This window comes from Paenibacillus sp. FSL R10-2796, from assembly GCF_037965315.1.
Taxonomy (GTDB): domain Bacteria; phylum Bacillota; class Bacilli; order Paenibacillales; family Paenibacillaceae; genus Paenibacillus_AQ; species Paenibacillus_AQ odorifer.
On sequence record NZ_CP150178.1, the window covers coordinates 3,287,610 to 3,299,952 of the forward strand.

General features: G+C 39.8%; 15 protein-coding genes and 1 pseudogene. 13 read left to right on the plus strand and 3 right to left on the minus strand.

The genetic code is table 11. The annotated features are described in order from the left end of the window. Positions 1-16: 16 nt before the first annotated feature. The 3 genes from NST58_RS15010 (at position 17) to NST58_RS15020 (ending at position 2,733) form a co-directional block, all read left to right on the plus strand. On the plus strand, positions 17-739 hold the full coding sequence (locus tag NST58_RS15010) for a ThuA domain-containing protein (protein ID WP_076129298.1): 723 nt from the start codon (positions 17-19) through the stop codon (positions 737-739). 20 nt (positions 740-759) lie between these two features. Then, a complete protein-coding gene (locus NST58_RS15015) occupies positions 760-1,863 on the plus strand; it encodes a Gfo/Idh/MocA family oxidoreductase (RefSeq protein WP_339248596.1) in 1,104 nt (367 codons plus the stop codon). Between the two features lie 75 nt (positions 1,864-1,938). Beyond that, positions 1,939-2,733 carry a hypothetical protein gene (locus tag NST58_RS15020; RefSeq protein WP_076185986.1) on the plus strand — a complete coding sequence of 265 codons (795 nt, stop codon included), beginning with the start codon at positions 1,939-1,941 and terminating at the stop codon, positions 2,731-2,733. 89 nt (positions 2,734-2,822) lie between these two features. Here NST58_RS15020 and NST58_RS15025 read toward each other — a convergent pair whose 3' ends face one another. Together NST58_RS15025 and NST58_RS15030 are read right to left on the minus strand one after the other, a co-directional pair. Further along, positions 2,823-3,644, minus strand: coding sequence for a DUF2785 domain-containing protein (locus NST58_RS15025; RefSeq protein ID WP_339248598.1), 822 nt, complete (start codon positions 3,642-3,644; stop codon positions 2,823-2,825). Positions 3,645-3,672: 28 nt separating this feature from the next. Continuing rightward, positions 3,673-4,557 (minus strand): AraC family transcriptional regulator, encoded by an 885-nt coding sequence (locus NST58_RS15030; RefSeq protein WP_076129302.1) that lies wholly within the window; start codon positions 4,555-4,557, stop codon positions 3,673-3,675. A 124-nt stretch (positions 4,558-4,681) separates the two neighbouring features. On the opposite strand from NST58_RS15030, the gene NST58_RS15035 reads away from it, so the two are divergent. The 3 genes from NST58_RS15035 to NST58_RS15045 are packed head-to-tail and all read left to right on the plus strand — an operon-like array spanning position 4,682 to position 7,134. Continuing rightward, complete coding sequence (locus NST58_RS15035; RefSeq protein WP_076129303.1) at positions 4,682-5,569, plus strand: sugar phosphate isomerase/epimerase family protein; 888 nt, start codon at positions 4,682-4,684, stop codon at positions 5,567-5,569. Positions 5,570-5,587: 18 nt separating this feature from the next. Further along, complete coding sequence (locus NST58_RS15040; RefSeq protein WP_339248600.1) at positions 5,588-6,619, plus strand: Gfo/Idh/MocA family oxidoreductase; 1,032 nt, start codon at positions 5,588-5,590, stop codon at positions 6,617-6,619. A 41-nt stretch (positions 6,620-6,660) separates the two neighbouring features. Next, positions 6,661-7,134 (plus strand): GNAT family N-acetyltransferase, encoded by a 474-nt coding sequence (locus NST58_RS15045; RefSeq protein ID WP_339248602.1) that lies wholly within the window; start codon positions 6,661-6,663, stop codon positions 7,132-7,134. Between the two features lie 63 nt (positions 7,135-7,197). Here NST58_RS15045 and NST58_RS15050 read toward each other — a convergent pair whose 3' ends face one another. Then, positions 7,198-7,692 (minus strand): hypothetical protein, encoded by a 495-nt coding sequence (locus NST58_RS15050; protein ID WP_076129305.1) that lies wholly within the window; start codon positions 7,690-7,692, stop codon positions 7,198-7,200. A gap of 170 nt (positions 7,693-7,862) precedes the next feature. On the opposite strand from NST58_RS15050, the gene NST58_RS15055 reads away from it, so the two are divergent. From NST58_RS15055 to NST58_RS15085, 7 genes and pseudogenes are all read left to right on the plus strand, one after another. Next, the gene (locus tag NST58_RS15055) at positions 7,863-8,729 is read left to right on the plus strand and encodes a S66 peptidase family protein (RefSeq protein ID WP_076281134.1); all 867 of its coding nucleotides are present in this window, start codon (positions 7,863-7,865) and stop codon (positions 8,727-8,729) included. Positions 8,730-8,850: 121 nt separating this feature from the next. After that, positions 8,851-9,378, plus strand: a complete 528-nt coding sequence (locus NST58_RS15060) for a ClbS/DfsB family four-helix bundle protein (RefSeq protein ID WP_076194318.1) — start codon at positions 8,851-8,853, stop codon at positions 9,376-9,378. A 15-nt stretch (positions 9,379-9,393) separates the two neighbouring features. Further along, on the plus strand, positions 9,394-9,909 hold the full coding sequence (locus NST58_RS15065) for a TlpA disulfide reductase family protein (protein WP_312148016.1): 516 nt from the start codon (positions 9,394-9,396) through the stop codon (positions 9,907-9,909). 10 nt (positions 9,910-9,919) lie between these two features. Next, complete coding sequence (locus NST58_RS15070; protein WP_339248604.1) at positions 9,920-10,423, plus strand: GNAT family N-acetyltransferase; 504 nt, start codon at positions 9,920-9,922, stop codon at positions 10,421-10,423. Between the two features lie 332 nt (positions 10,424-10,755). After that, complete coding sequence (locus NST58_RS15075) at positions 10,756-11,196, plus strand: hypothetical protein (RefSeq protein WP_175618980.1); 441 nt, start codon at positions 10,756-10,758, stop codon at positions 11,194-11,196. Positions 11,197-11,240: 44 nt separating this feature from the next. Next, positions 11,241-11,972 (plus strand): DUF5071 domain-containing protein, encoded by a 732-nt coding sequence (locus NST58_RS15080; RefSeq protein ID WP_339248606.1) that lies wholly within the window; start codon positions 11,241-11,243, stop codon positions 11,970-11,972. A 40-nt stretch (positions 11,973-12,012) separates the two neighbouring features. Beyond that, a pseudogene (locus NST58_RS15085) lies at positions 12,013-12,339 on the plus strand (PhzF family phenazine biosynthesis isomerase); the annotation flags it as partial. Between the last annotated feature and the right edge of the window lie 4 nt (positions 12,340-12,343).

A 12,343-nucleotide genomic window follows, 5' to 3' on the forward strand; every position in this document is an offset into this window, starting at 1 on the left:
AGAAGGAGTGCTGAAGATGAGAAAAGCATTGATTGTATGGGGCGGTTGGGAGGGTCATGAGCCTGAGCAGGTCGCTGATATATTCGCTAAAATGTTGCAAGAGGAACAGTTTGAAGTTGAAGTATCGAATACACTGGAGGCTTTTGCTGATGCAGATAAGCTTCTTGGACTAGATTTGATCGTGCCGGTATGGACAATGGGCACAATCGAGCAGGATTTTGTGAATCATGTCTCCGCAGCTGTACAGCATGGAACAGGTCTTGCCGGTTGCCATGGCGGGATGTGTGATTCTTTTCGTAATAATGTAGATTGGCAGTTTATGACGGGTGGACAATGGGTAGCTCATCCTGGGAATGACGGCGTTAACTATACCGTAGAGATTTGTCAAAGCTCAAGTCCTCTGGTAGAAGGATTAGAAGATTTCAGTGTTTGCTCAGAGCAATATTATCTGCATGTAGATCCAGCTGTTGAAGTTCTTGCTACGACTCGTTTTCCAGTAGTTGAAGGGCCTCATTCGTATAATAAGGCTGTTGATATGCCAGTAGCTTGGACAAAACGTTGGGGCTTGGGCAGAGTTTATTATAATTCGCTGGGGCATCATGCGGACATTGTAGATCAGCCGCAAGTGCGTGAAATGATGCGCAGAGGATTAATATGGGCAGCTGAAGGTAAAGCGCAAGCATTATCCAATGTTTCGGGGGTTAATAATAGTTATAGTGGAATGGCAGACAGTCAATAAATTCTGGGAGCGATCAGCGAATGGATAAAGTCAAAGTTGGTATTATTGGATGCGGTAAAATCAGTAGTATCTATATGGAGAACTGTCAAAAGTTCGAGATCCTTGATCTAGTTGCATGTGCAGATTTAGATTTGGTGAGAGCACAAGAACAAGCGGATAAATACAATATTCCAAACGTCTATACCACAGAACAATTACTGAATGATCCAGAGATAGAAATCGTAATCAACTTAACGATCCCAGCTGTTCATGCGGAAGTATGCCTGAAAGCTATTGAAGCGGGTAAACATGTATACGTTGAGAAACCTCTAGCTGTGACGAGAGAAGAAGGACGCAAAGTTCTGACTGCGGCGCGGGAAAAGGGAGTACTTGTGGGCAGTGCACCGGAGACATTCTTCGGAGCGGGAATTCAAACGGTTTTGAAGCTGATAGATGAAGGAGTAATTGGCGAACCTGTTGCAGCTACTTCGTTTATGCTGGGCCGTGGACATGAGCATTGGCATCCAGATCCGGAATTTTATTATGCCGCTGGTGGAGGTCCAATGTTCGATATGGGTCCTTACTATTTGACGGTTTTGGTGCAGCTGTTGGGTCCTATTCATACGGTTAGCGGAATGACTGGGAAAGCGCTGGAAGAACGTACGATAACAAGTGAGAAGAAATTTGGGAATAAAATTTCTGTTCAAATTCCAACTCACGTAGCCGGAACCTTACGATTTGAAAATGGTGCCATTGCAACGTTGATTACAAGCTTTGATATCTTTGGCGGGAGCAACCTGCCGCATATAGAAATCTACGGAACGCTAGGAACGATTCAAGTTCCAGACCCGAATAACTTTGGGGGTCCCGTGAAACTCCGGCTTATGGGTGAGAATGAGTGGACGGAACAGCCGTTGTTGTCAGGGTATGATCAGAATACCCGCGGGATTGGACCAGCAGATATGGCTTACGCCATTCGGACGGGTAGAGAACATCGTGCCAGTGGAGAACTGGCTTATCACGTATTAGAAGCAATGTGGGCTTTCCATGATTCTTCTGATGCTCATTCATTCTACGAAATGGAAAGCACCTGCACTCGTCCTGCGGCACTTCCAATCGGTCTTGCTCCTTATACTTTGGATTAGAGAATTCTTCCTGAATCTGCAACCTATCACTTCCGGTCTTCGTTTGAGAAGATGAAGAGTGGAGGTGTTAATAGGATGCGTAAGATAATTATTGGTTGGATATGGATTCCCGTTGTTATTTTGTTAATCAGTGGCTGTTCAGAGGCTCAACAAGCGAATAAGGAGCCGGTTCCAACTCCTGTAATTAGTTCAGAACCACAAATTTTAGCTTCTACGAACCCCGCAATGGATGATCCAGGCGCGGTTAAGACTTTCTTATCAGCTCAGAAGATTCCTAACGGAGATATTTATCTGCAAGATAACAAGGTTCATATTAATATTGTAGGTTTGAACTCGGAGATTGAGCAAAGCCTTGCTCAGACTTTCACTGCAGGTACTTATGAACTTCATGATGTGAAATATACGATGCAAGAGTTATTAGCTGCTCAAGAATTGTTGCATGAACAAGAACTATACCAGAAGCTGAATCTCTACGGCTCTGGTGTAGATACGATTGGTAATAAAGTAACTATAACCATTCCGTCAGATGATGCGGAAGCAGCTAAGCTTGAAATTGAAAAGTGGATCGATCCAAAGATGTTGACCTATGATATTTCAGAAATAGGTGATCCGCATGTAGTAGGTACAATCGTGGATATCGATACTAAACAGGCGAAGCGGATTCTAATCCTTGAACCTGGTAACGAAGATCCATCTTACTGGTTCACATTCAATGCGAAATCTGAAATGTTTAATGAAGCTGGAGAGACCATCAGCTTTAAGGATTTACAGGTTGGACAGCAGGTTAAGTTATGGAATACAGGGATGGTGCTGGAATCTTTTCCCGCGCTTGCGAGTGTGCGGAGGATGGAGCTAGCAATTACTGAATAATCTAATAGACCCGTCAACAGGTAGCAAGTGCTCCACGTATTTGAACTGTAGATGGAAAGTGAGGGTGCTCTAACCCTCACTTTTTTTAATTAGGAATAGTATACTTTTTCTACTTTATATAATGTATGCTCGATTGTTGGACAGAGATTGGCATGTACTTTGTAATATTTAACTCGAAAATATAAACTTTTCAAAAAGTTCTTTATATTATTTTTTTGTTTAAAGGCAGGAAGAAATTCTGGATTTTTCTCCACATCACCAAAACTTTGAATCCATTGCTCTACATAAGTCTGACTAAGCATTTTTCTAACTAAAACACTCATTATGGATCTTACCATTCGCTCATCTTCCCCATCGGAGTATATTCGATCTGTTATGGTCATCTTTTCGTAAACCAAATCGAGGATAGTTATGAGGTCATTTTCATCCAGTTCGGAGCATTGAGCCAATTCACCTAAAGTATCTGCTGCATGGGCTATAGCATGAGCCCAGCCTTTTTCTTCGTCATACCCCCGGTAATCCCGCTCATTTTGCACACTGCAAAATACCTTCTCTTTTATCTGATGAATTTGCTCTCTTGAGAGAAATGGTGATTCTTTATGCCTCATGAAGAGGAGTGGGATAACTAGCATAGAGAAGGATCTGGTAAAGACAGAGTCTGTATTGGTTTCGCCAAGCTTAAAATGCAAATGGTTTTTATCCAAGATAACGGGTATAAGTTGTTCCAGTCCGTTTGTAGTTAGAGAATTACCTGGGATCCAATGAGAAAAAGTTGTATAAATTAGCTCATCCCGTAGTTGGGCATCTAAAGAACCAATGTTATTTATCATTTCTTGTACCAACTGGAAGGTATCGGGAGGTGCTTGGTAATCATTTTCTTTTATGCATATCAACGTTTCTTTTAAATTCATTTTATAATCTCCTATTTTCCAGTGTGAATTATTTTCTAATACCGGATGGTGTAGTTCCTTTATATTGCTTAAACAGCTTGGTAAAATAATTAGGATTGTCGCAGCCCACTCGTCCAGCAATCTCCGTTACAGTAAAATCTGTCTCCAGCAACAGTCGTTCTGCTTCATTTACGCGGCAAAGATTAACATAATCGATGAAGGTTCGGCCGGTGAGCTTCTTAAAGGTTTTGCAGAAATGGTATGGATTTAGATTAACGGATCTCGCGGCGCTTTCAATAGTCATTTTCTCATCAAAATGGTTCTCCATGTACTCCAGCAGTGGCTTGAAACGCTCACGATTGAAGGATTGACGTTCATTTGTTCTGCCAGACACCTGCTCAGGTAAAAAGGTACGGGACAGCAATACAAAAAGCAGATGAAGTTGATTTTTGATGATCAGCTGAAATGCAGGACCTTTCTGATGCACTTCATCCACGATAGTGTTCAGAAGAGAGTAATAAGTGGAACAGGTTGGAACTAGTGCCGCTGGTTTAACTGGTAGCTGATATCGATTCTCCAAATAGGGAGCTACGAATTGTTCATGTTGAGGATCTTGCTTCCAATCTTTAAATAAAGAACTATGAAATACGACGGATATAAATCGGACATGATCATCCCGCAGACTATATCCAACATGCAAACCTCCAGAAGGAACAAACAAAACCTCTCCGGGATGCAGTTCGTAGGGCTTGCTGTCGATGTGGAAAATAGCGCTGCCTGCTTGCATGATAATGATTTCGAAATGCTCATGCCAGTGTAGAAAAAGGATGTTCTGGCCGATTTTCGCATGTTTGCATTCATTAAAAAACAATCGAAACGGATAGGTGTTTCCTTCTAATTGAGGGTATTCTTTAAGATCATTAGGATAGCTCAATATTTATTCAACTCCCACAATATACGACTATATAAACACAATATAATAAGAGTTTTAAGCTCAAATGCAGTATATACTCGGGTTATAGAACTTACTATAAACCAATATTGGAGTGGTACACAAGATGAAGGATACAATGCGTATAGGCACATTAGTTGGAGGCGGAGATGCTGTTAGAGTGATTCCGCAAATCGTAGGTCATGGCTTCGAATCTTTTAGCTTAACCTTCTGGCAGACTACAGGTGAAACAGATCTTGTGGAAACTGGTAAGCGTGTGCAAGAACTTGCGGCAAAACATGATTTTGTGATTTCATCGGTTGGCATCTTTGGCAATCCTTTGACGAATACGGGTGACAATTCCGATGCATTAGCGAGCTGGGAACGGCTTATTGATCACGCTCATGTATTTGGTACTGATATGGTATCAGGATTCACGGGACGACTACCAGGAGTGTCCATTGATGAATCGATTCCGAAGTTTGCCGAGGTATTTGGTGAGCTGACAAAAAGAGCAGCAGATCGCGGAGTAAGAATTGCTTTTGAGAACTGTTCCATGGATGGCAATTGGACTTCTGGGGACTGGAATATCGCTCATCATCCAATAGCCTGGGAAAAGATGTTTAACGCTGTCCCTGCTGACAATATGGGACTCGAATGGGAGCCTTGCCATCAGATGGTGCAGTTGATTGACCCGATCCCACAGCTGCGCAAATGGACAGATAAGATTTTCCATGTACACGGCAAGGATGCCACCATCGCTTGGGATATTGTAAAAGAATATGGAATCCACGGCCCGAAACCTTATGTATGGCACCGTACTCCGGGTTTTGGTGATACGAACTGGACGGATGTTATCTCCATTTTGCGTCAGGCTGGTTATAAAGGCACCATTGATATTGAAGGTTGGCATGATCCTGTCTATCGGGATGAACTGGAAATGATGGGTCAAGTACATGCCTTGAATCATTTAAAACAATGCCGCGGGGGCAGCTTTGTGCCTAATCCGCTTTAATAAGTCAGGGGGAGAAATATGACAGCACAGTATCGGGTAGCGGTTGCAGGTTGCGGAGGAATGGCTAATGCATGGATTGAATACGCTTTATTGCGTACAGATACTAAGATCGTTGCTCTAGTAGATATAAGGTTGGAGTCGGCTGAGGCGATGGCCGCGAAGCATGGGATTTCATGTCTGACGTTTACGGATATTAAGCAGGCGATACAGGAGACCGCAGCAAATCTCGTCTTTGACGTTACTGTTCCAGGAAGTCATTTCAATATTTCTAGCACTGCATTGGAACTTGGGTGTAATGTGTTTAGTGAGAAACCTTTAGCTGAGACTATGGAGGAATGTAATAAGATTGTTGAGATCTCGGAACGGACTGGAAACGCTCATGCGGTGATGCAGAACCGCCGTTATGATCCTCGTATTCGTTCTTTAAGAAAAATCATAGAATCAGGAACGATTGGTAGAACAGGATTTATCGGTGCTAGCTTTTTCCTTGGGGCTCATTTCGGGGGGTTCCGTGATGTTATGAAAAGTCCGTTGCTGCTGGATATGGCGATTCATACCTTCGACCAGGCCCGGTTTATTAGTGGCGCGAACCCTGTGTCCGTATACTGTCAGGAGTTTAATCCTCCCGGTTCATGGTATGAGGGGAATGCGTCGGCAGTGTGCATTTTCGAGATGTCCGACGGTTCAATATTTACCTATCAGGGATCTTGGTGTGCAGAAGGTGCATCCACGTCATGGGAAGCTTCTTGGCGGGTTAACGGGGAGAAAGGAACCGCAATCTGGGATGGTCATGAGCTGCCATATGCTGAGGTAGTTACTGCAGGAGATCAGAGTGATATGTTCATTCGTGACGTAAAGCGTGTAAATGGTGAAAACGTTGAGATGAGTAAAACATTCCATCAAGGGTGTTTGGATGAGATGTTCTTGTCATTGGCAGAGCAACGTCCTGCAGAGACGAATTGTAGAGATAATCGGTATAGTATGGCAATGGTGTTCGGAGCGCTGGAAAGTGCTGAATCTGGCCGGAAAATCGATCTAGTGGAGTTTTGAGATTGACTTCTGTTACTACAATCGCCAGCAAGGAGATCAAAATGAATATTAGAGCTTACCGAGAATCGGATCTTAGTCAAATTGTCTCATTGTTCTACGAAACAGTTCATTCCGTAAACAAACAAGACTACTCACAGGAACAGCTGGATGCTTGGGCACCTAAAGAGGAAGAGGCACTTAAGCTTAATACTTGGAGAGCAACTTTACGTCAAAATATCACTTATGTAGCCCAAATTAATAATATTATTGTGGGCTTTTCTGATATGACAGCAGAAGGACATTTGGATCGATTATATGTTCACAAGGATTACCAAGGGCAAGGTGTAGCCTCTGCATTGGCGAATAAGCTTGAATTGAAAGCAAAAGAACAGGGTCTTTATGAAATGGATACCGAAGCAAGCATCACTGCTAAACCTTTTTTTGAACGATTGGGGTACCAGGTTATTGCGAAACAAAGTGTAGAACGAAAAGGTGTTTTGTTGGTCAATTATAGGATGAGCAAAAAAATAATGTAATTCAAAAAAAGCAGGTTGCTCATTAGAGCAGTCTGCTTTTTATGATAAGAAGGATATTCAAATTTACCCATCAATCAAGTTCATTAATGCTACAGTATCAAATCGATCCCCTTGAACTAACCATTTACCGTCCACATCAAAGAGAGTCAATATACCTTCCAAAGGTACACGTTTACTTTCTTTGTCATCCTTATCCAATAAAACAAGATCCACCGTATATTTTAACTCGACAATATCCTTTTTTTGTTCGGAAAGGTTGAATTTTAGGTTTTCCGGTTTTAAAGAAAGCTTTTGTTTATCAGCGATTTTAAATGGGATAGTTGTAATTCGGTTCGCTATAGCTTTTTCGGAAAAGTATTCTGTAAAATACGGTTTCATCTCTTCATTTCGCGCAAGAATGGATTCATCAGACATTAAATCCTCAGAAGCCTTGACGGTATATTCTACATTTTTATATTTCTCTGCGGCTTTAGTAGCATCATCTACTTCTGAACTACATCCCATAATTAACGCTAGGGATAATAATATCATGCTTAATATCAACGGTGATTTACGCATTAGTACACCCCCAATGTATTTGATCTTGCATTATTATACTTATATTACCATGTTGTGGTTTCATAATTTCAAGAAGAAAATGATTCAAATCCCTAAATATGGTATGGTGTAAATATGATCGTAAATTTGAGGAGATTAAACTAAAAAGTAGAATCGAAAGGATTATTAAAATGAACACAACCTTAAAATTTACTCACGGGAATAAAGTAGGACTGATTGCTTGTTCAGATGGTGTGAGAGTAGAAAACCTAGCAAAAGTAGAGGAATTAAAAAGAGTTTTGCATTCATTTGGACTCCATGTAGTGGTGGCTAATACTTTGTTTAGAAAAGAGGGTTATTTCAGCGGCAATCCCATGGAAAGAGCAGTGGAGCTGAATCAACTATTTAAAAATACTGAAATTAGCGCGATATTCGATATTTCAGGTGGGGATTCTGCCAATCAGATCTTAGAGTACATAGACTATGAAAGTATCCGAATGACCCCCAAACCCTTTTTCGGAATGAGTGATTTGTCAGTTATTTTGAACGCTTTATATACGCAAAATAATTCGAAATCCTATCATTATCAGTTGATGAATTTAGTGTCTTCTGATGGGGCGGAGCAGCAAAGGGCTTTTTATCGAACATTCTTCGAGGGTCAAAACGATCTTTACGATTTCCGGTATCATTGGGTTCGTGGTAACCAGATGAGCGGGATAGTAATCGGGGGGAATATTCGCTGCTTTTTGAAGCTGGCAGGGACAAGCTATTTTCCGGATCCTTCGGACAAAATTTTATTGTTGGAGAGTTTAAGTGGCAGAGCTAACAAAATAGTCTCCTTTTTTGCTCAGCTCCAGCAATTGAAATATTTTGATGCTTGTGCTGGATTGATTCTAGGGTCGTTTTCAGAACTTGAGAACTTTAATGAATTCCCGATAGTAGAAGAGTATGTGAAGGAAATTAGCCATTCCGCCTCCATTCCTATCATAAAGACAGCTGAGCTTGGGCATGGCAGTAACAGTAAGTGTATTGTTGTGGGTGATAAAATCACTTTGTAAAATTCTTTATCAAATTCCTCTTGCCAGAGAACTTGGAAATGGAGCATATTTATTGAAATCAGAGCGAGTACATAATACATTTGTAAAGTAATTTAATAAAGTGATTTAAAGGAGGGGTATGATGTCAACACACGATTATCTATCAAAAGAAGAATTGAAAGATGCGATTCATATTTCCTATCAGTCTCTTGATCATGAATTTGATGGTATTGAGAACTCCCAAAGAGACAATCGTATGGAAGGGGTTGATCGTACCCCAGCAGAAATCATTGCTTATCAATTGGGCTGGTTGCATCTTGTTATGAAATGGGATAAGGATGAAAAAGCAGGGTTAACCGTTATTACACCTTCACCAGATTATAAATGGAATCAACTTGGCGGATTATATCAATCGTTTTATCATACATATGCTGCCTACTCATTAGATGAGTTAAGATCTTTATTTCAAGAGACAGAACATCAGTGGCAGAACTGGATTGATTCTTTAAGTGATGAAGAACTTTTTACGCAAGGCGTGCGGAAATGGACAGGAAACAATCCAAGATGGCCAATGGTCAAATGGATTCATATTAATTCAGTAGCACCGTTTAAGACTTTTCGTTCTAAGATTCGCAAATGGAAAAAGCTTAATGTAACTAAGGAAGTATAAAAGGACGGATGATTTTTGAAGAAGATATCTATTATTGTAAGTACATTTATATTTTTGATTGCATTAAGCTCGATTATATTTGTCGTAGTAAACAACTCTTCTAAACCCATTAAGAGTCCTGATAACATTGAACTAAAAGAGTTGGCGAATGGAAACAAAATTCAAGTGGACTTTTCGGAGAAACCGACTGTATTCGTATTTTTCACCTCATGGTGTCCATATTGTAATGACGACGCTCCTAAGATTGTCTCATTGTATGAGAAATATAAAAATAGAGTGAACATATACGGAATCAATTTGCTTTATCAAGATGATCTTTCTGAAGTAAAACAATACGTGGCGGATTACAACATAAAGTATCCTGTTCTCCTAGATGAAACAGGTGATCTCCATAAACAATTTGGTGAACAAGCTTTTCCTGCGTTGTTTTTTATAAACTCTGATGGCAAGGTTATGGATCAAATTATTGGCTCGACTGATTTTGACGCAATTGAGAGCTCGTTTAAGATTTTCATTAAAAACTATGATTAAGGAGGTTGAAATGAATACGACCCATTTAAAAGTTTTTGCAGCAAAAGATCAATCGGATGTGGATATATTTTGGGGACTTTTTAATAGTTACATTGATGAATTATCTCTCCATGTATCTATGGGCGATGATTTTGACCTGGATTACTTTTATTCAGACGAGTATAGAGAGATCATTGAAGAGCTAAGAACAAGAGATATAAATCCTTTAAATTTGTTTCTTATACATAAGGACGGTACTGTGCTTGGATTTATAATGTATATTACTTATTTTGATGAGGGTGGAAAGTGTTTTTTAATGGAGTATTATATTGAACCTACGTATCGGAATTTAGGGTATGGTGAATTTGCCTATTCAATGGTCGAAAAACATGTTTATGCAGACGGTGCAAAGTATATCGAGTTAACCCCGACTAATGATGCAAATGAAAGGTTTTGGCGCAGTGTGGGGTATATGAAATCATCGGATATGGATGAGGATCATAAATACATTTATCGGAAATCACTTTGTATCTAAACCGTAAGGAGTTAATCCCTATGATCAAAAAAAGAAAGAAACTCATAATCATCACCGCATTTCTTTCATTTTTGCTTCTGATGCTGATTGTAGTCTATATAATAAATCCTCAACCTGTTATGTAGAACCAGATTTTACAGAGGTCACAACAACGATACTTTTGAACGATATTGATCCAGACGGATTTAACGCGGATGTGATCGCCCATTCAGAAATTAATAGATGGTTTGGAATCTTTGTCAGGTTTAGTGGAGCTTATTGATGGATTAAATAATGGAAAAGATTTCAAAACAATCTATAAATCAATCGAATCCCAAAGCTAGGAGGTTGAGATGAAGAAATTCATTATTGTAATTCTAGCCATAATTGCTTTATTGCCATTACATGCGGTCTCCGCGGATTGGGCCGGTTCGTTTGTTGTTTATTCAGGTGACATCTACGAAATATCAGACGATGAACTCATCCCCTCCGAAGAAATCGATAAGAAGATAGGGCATGTAACTAAATATTCCGATGAGGAAGGCACGTACAGGGGAAATTTCTCGAATATTTATCCTAAAGGTACGCCCTACTACTCAATTATCAATACGGATCCAAAAGATTACATTGCTATTAAGACCCAAGAGGATATCTTTGTAAAAGCTTATAATAAAGGCCATTATCCCAATGATGAATTGGTTAAAAAAACGATTTGGATGTATTTCTTATTGGGGACATCGGTTATCGTCTTATTAATAATTTGGATAATGAAGCGGAAGAAAGCAGTGTTGTAGCTAGAACGGCGTGGTGGAAAATTCAAGTTCAAAGGGTGAATCTAGTGGAAGAAGCATCTAGTCTAATCAAAAAATTATCATGGCACACACGCGAAGAGGAAAAGGAAGATGCAATTAATAAGCTTCAATATATAAAGGATGAAGCTTTGCATTTATTAGTACAACCTATATCAAAAGACTATTTGGATGGAGCGGCTGAAACAGTCATACGTTTAGGATATCCACGTGTGAAAAGCATATTGCCGGGTTTGCTTGAATGGATACAAGATTTAAATTGGCCAGGTGCGGGGGAAATAGCTGGTTTTTTACTTGAAATAGGGGATCCGATGATTCCATATGTTAAAGATGTACTAAATCAACACAGCGATGATCAAGAATGGGTGTATTGGATTTTCGAAAAATTAATTGATCATTGGAACACGAAACAAGTCCAACAGATACAAGCAGAATTAATTAAGATTTCACAGGAAAAAGCCAATGACCTATCGGCATTAAGAATCTTATTAACTCACGGTATATACGCAAAAGATGTGGTCTGTGAAATAATCCAGCACAAAAAAGATGTCCTTGTATTTGAACTCAAGGAACTTCATGATACTCATCTTGAAATTGATTGTGAAGCTCTTCATAAAGAATTCTTAAATCAGCAGCCTAATGTAATTAAACAGTTTTATGAGCACAATAAAGACCGTTTTTATATATGTAATGCGATATCTAACCGCCAAGAAGTTTTAAGAGAAATAGAAATTTTTACTGCTGAGTTTCTCACTTCGTGAAGTTATCAAGCTTTGAAATAAATTGAAAGGAGACTAACCAATGAACAACATAAAAGTACTTCATTATGATGCTTTTTCTCCTTATCCCAACAAAGGAAATCCAGCTGGTGTAGTATTAGATGCGGCTCATTTGAGCGAAAGTGACATGCAAGCGATAGCTCATAAGGTCGGTTTTAACGAAACAGTTTTTGTAGTCTCATCAGATGTAGCTGATTTAAGGCTTAAGTATTTTACGCCAGCCCATGAGATCAATCTTTGTGGACATGCTACAATGGCATCTTTATTTGCTTTAAAAACAAAGGGGATCCTTGGTGAGGCTGGCTCGATAAAGATCGAAACAAACGTGGGGGTGCTACCCATTCAATTCAGTA

What these genes read in the sequence shown, in the direction of transcription:
- NST58_RS15020 (WP_076185986.1), top strand. Translation starts at nt 1,939, where the DNA reads ATGCGTAAGATAATTATTGGTTGGATATGGATTCCCGTTGTTATTTTG.
- NST58_RS15050 (WP_076129305.1), bottom strand. Translation starts at nt 7,692, where the DNA reads ATGCGTAAATCACCGTTGATATTAAGCATGATATTATTATCCCTAGCG.
- NST58_RS15060 (WP_076194318.1), top strand. Translation starts at nt 8,851, where the DNA reads ATGTCAACACACGATTATCTATCAAAAGAAGAATTGAAAGATGCGATT.
- NST58_RS15070 (WP_339248604.1), top strand. Translation starts at nt 9,920, where the DNA reads ATGAATACGACCCATTTAAAAGTTTTTGCAGCAAAAGATCAATCGGAT.
- NST58_RS15035 (WP_076129303.1), top strand. Translation starts at nt 4,682, where the DNA reads ATGAAGGATACAATGCGTATAGGCACATTAGTTGGAGGCGGAGATGCT.
- NST58_RS15025 (WP_339248598.1), bottom strand. Translation starts at nt 3,644, where the DNA reads ATGAATTTAAAAGAAACGTTGATATGCATAAAAGAAAATGATTACCAA.
- NST58_RS15040 (WP_339248600.1), top strand. Translation starts at nt 5,588, where the DNA reads ATGACAGCACAGTATCGGGTAGCGGTTGCAGGTTGCGGAGGAATGGCT.
- NST58_RS15055 (WP_076281134.1), top strand. Translation starts at nt 7,863, where the DNA reads ATGAACACAACCTTAAAATTTACTCACGGGAATAAAGTAGGACTGATT.
- NST58_RS15075 (WP_175618980.1), top strand. Translation starts at nt 10,756, where the DNA reads ATGAAGAAATTCATTATTGTAATTCTAGCCATAATTGCTTTATTGCCA.
- NST58_RS15010 (WP_076129298.1), top strand. Translation starts at nt 17, where the DNA reads ATGAGAAAAGCATTGATTGTATGGGGCGGTTGGGAGGGTCATGAGCCT.
- NST58_RS15045 (WP_339248602.1), top strand. Translation starts at nt 6,661, where the DNA reads ATGAATATTAGAGCTTACCGAGAATCGGATCTTAGTCAAATTGTCTCA.
- NST58_RS15015 (WP_339248596.1), top strand. Translation starts at nt 760, where the DNA reads ATGGATAAAGTCAAAGTTGGTATTATTGGATGCGGTAAAATCAGTAGT.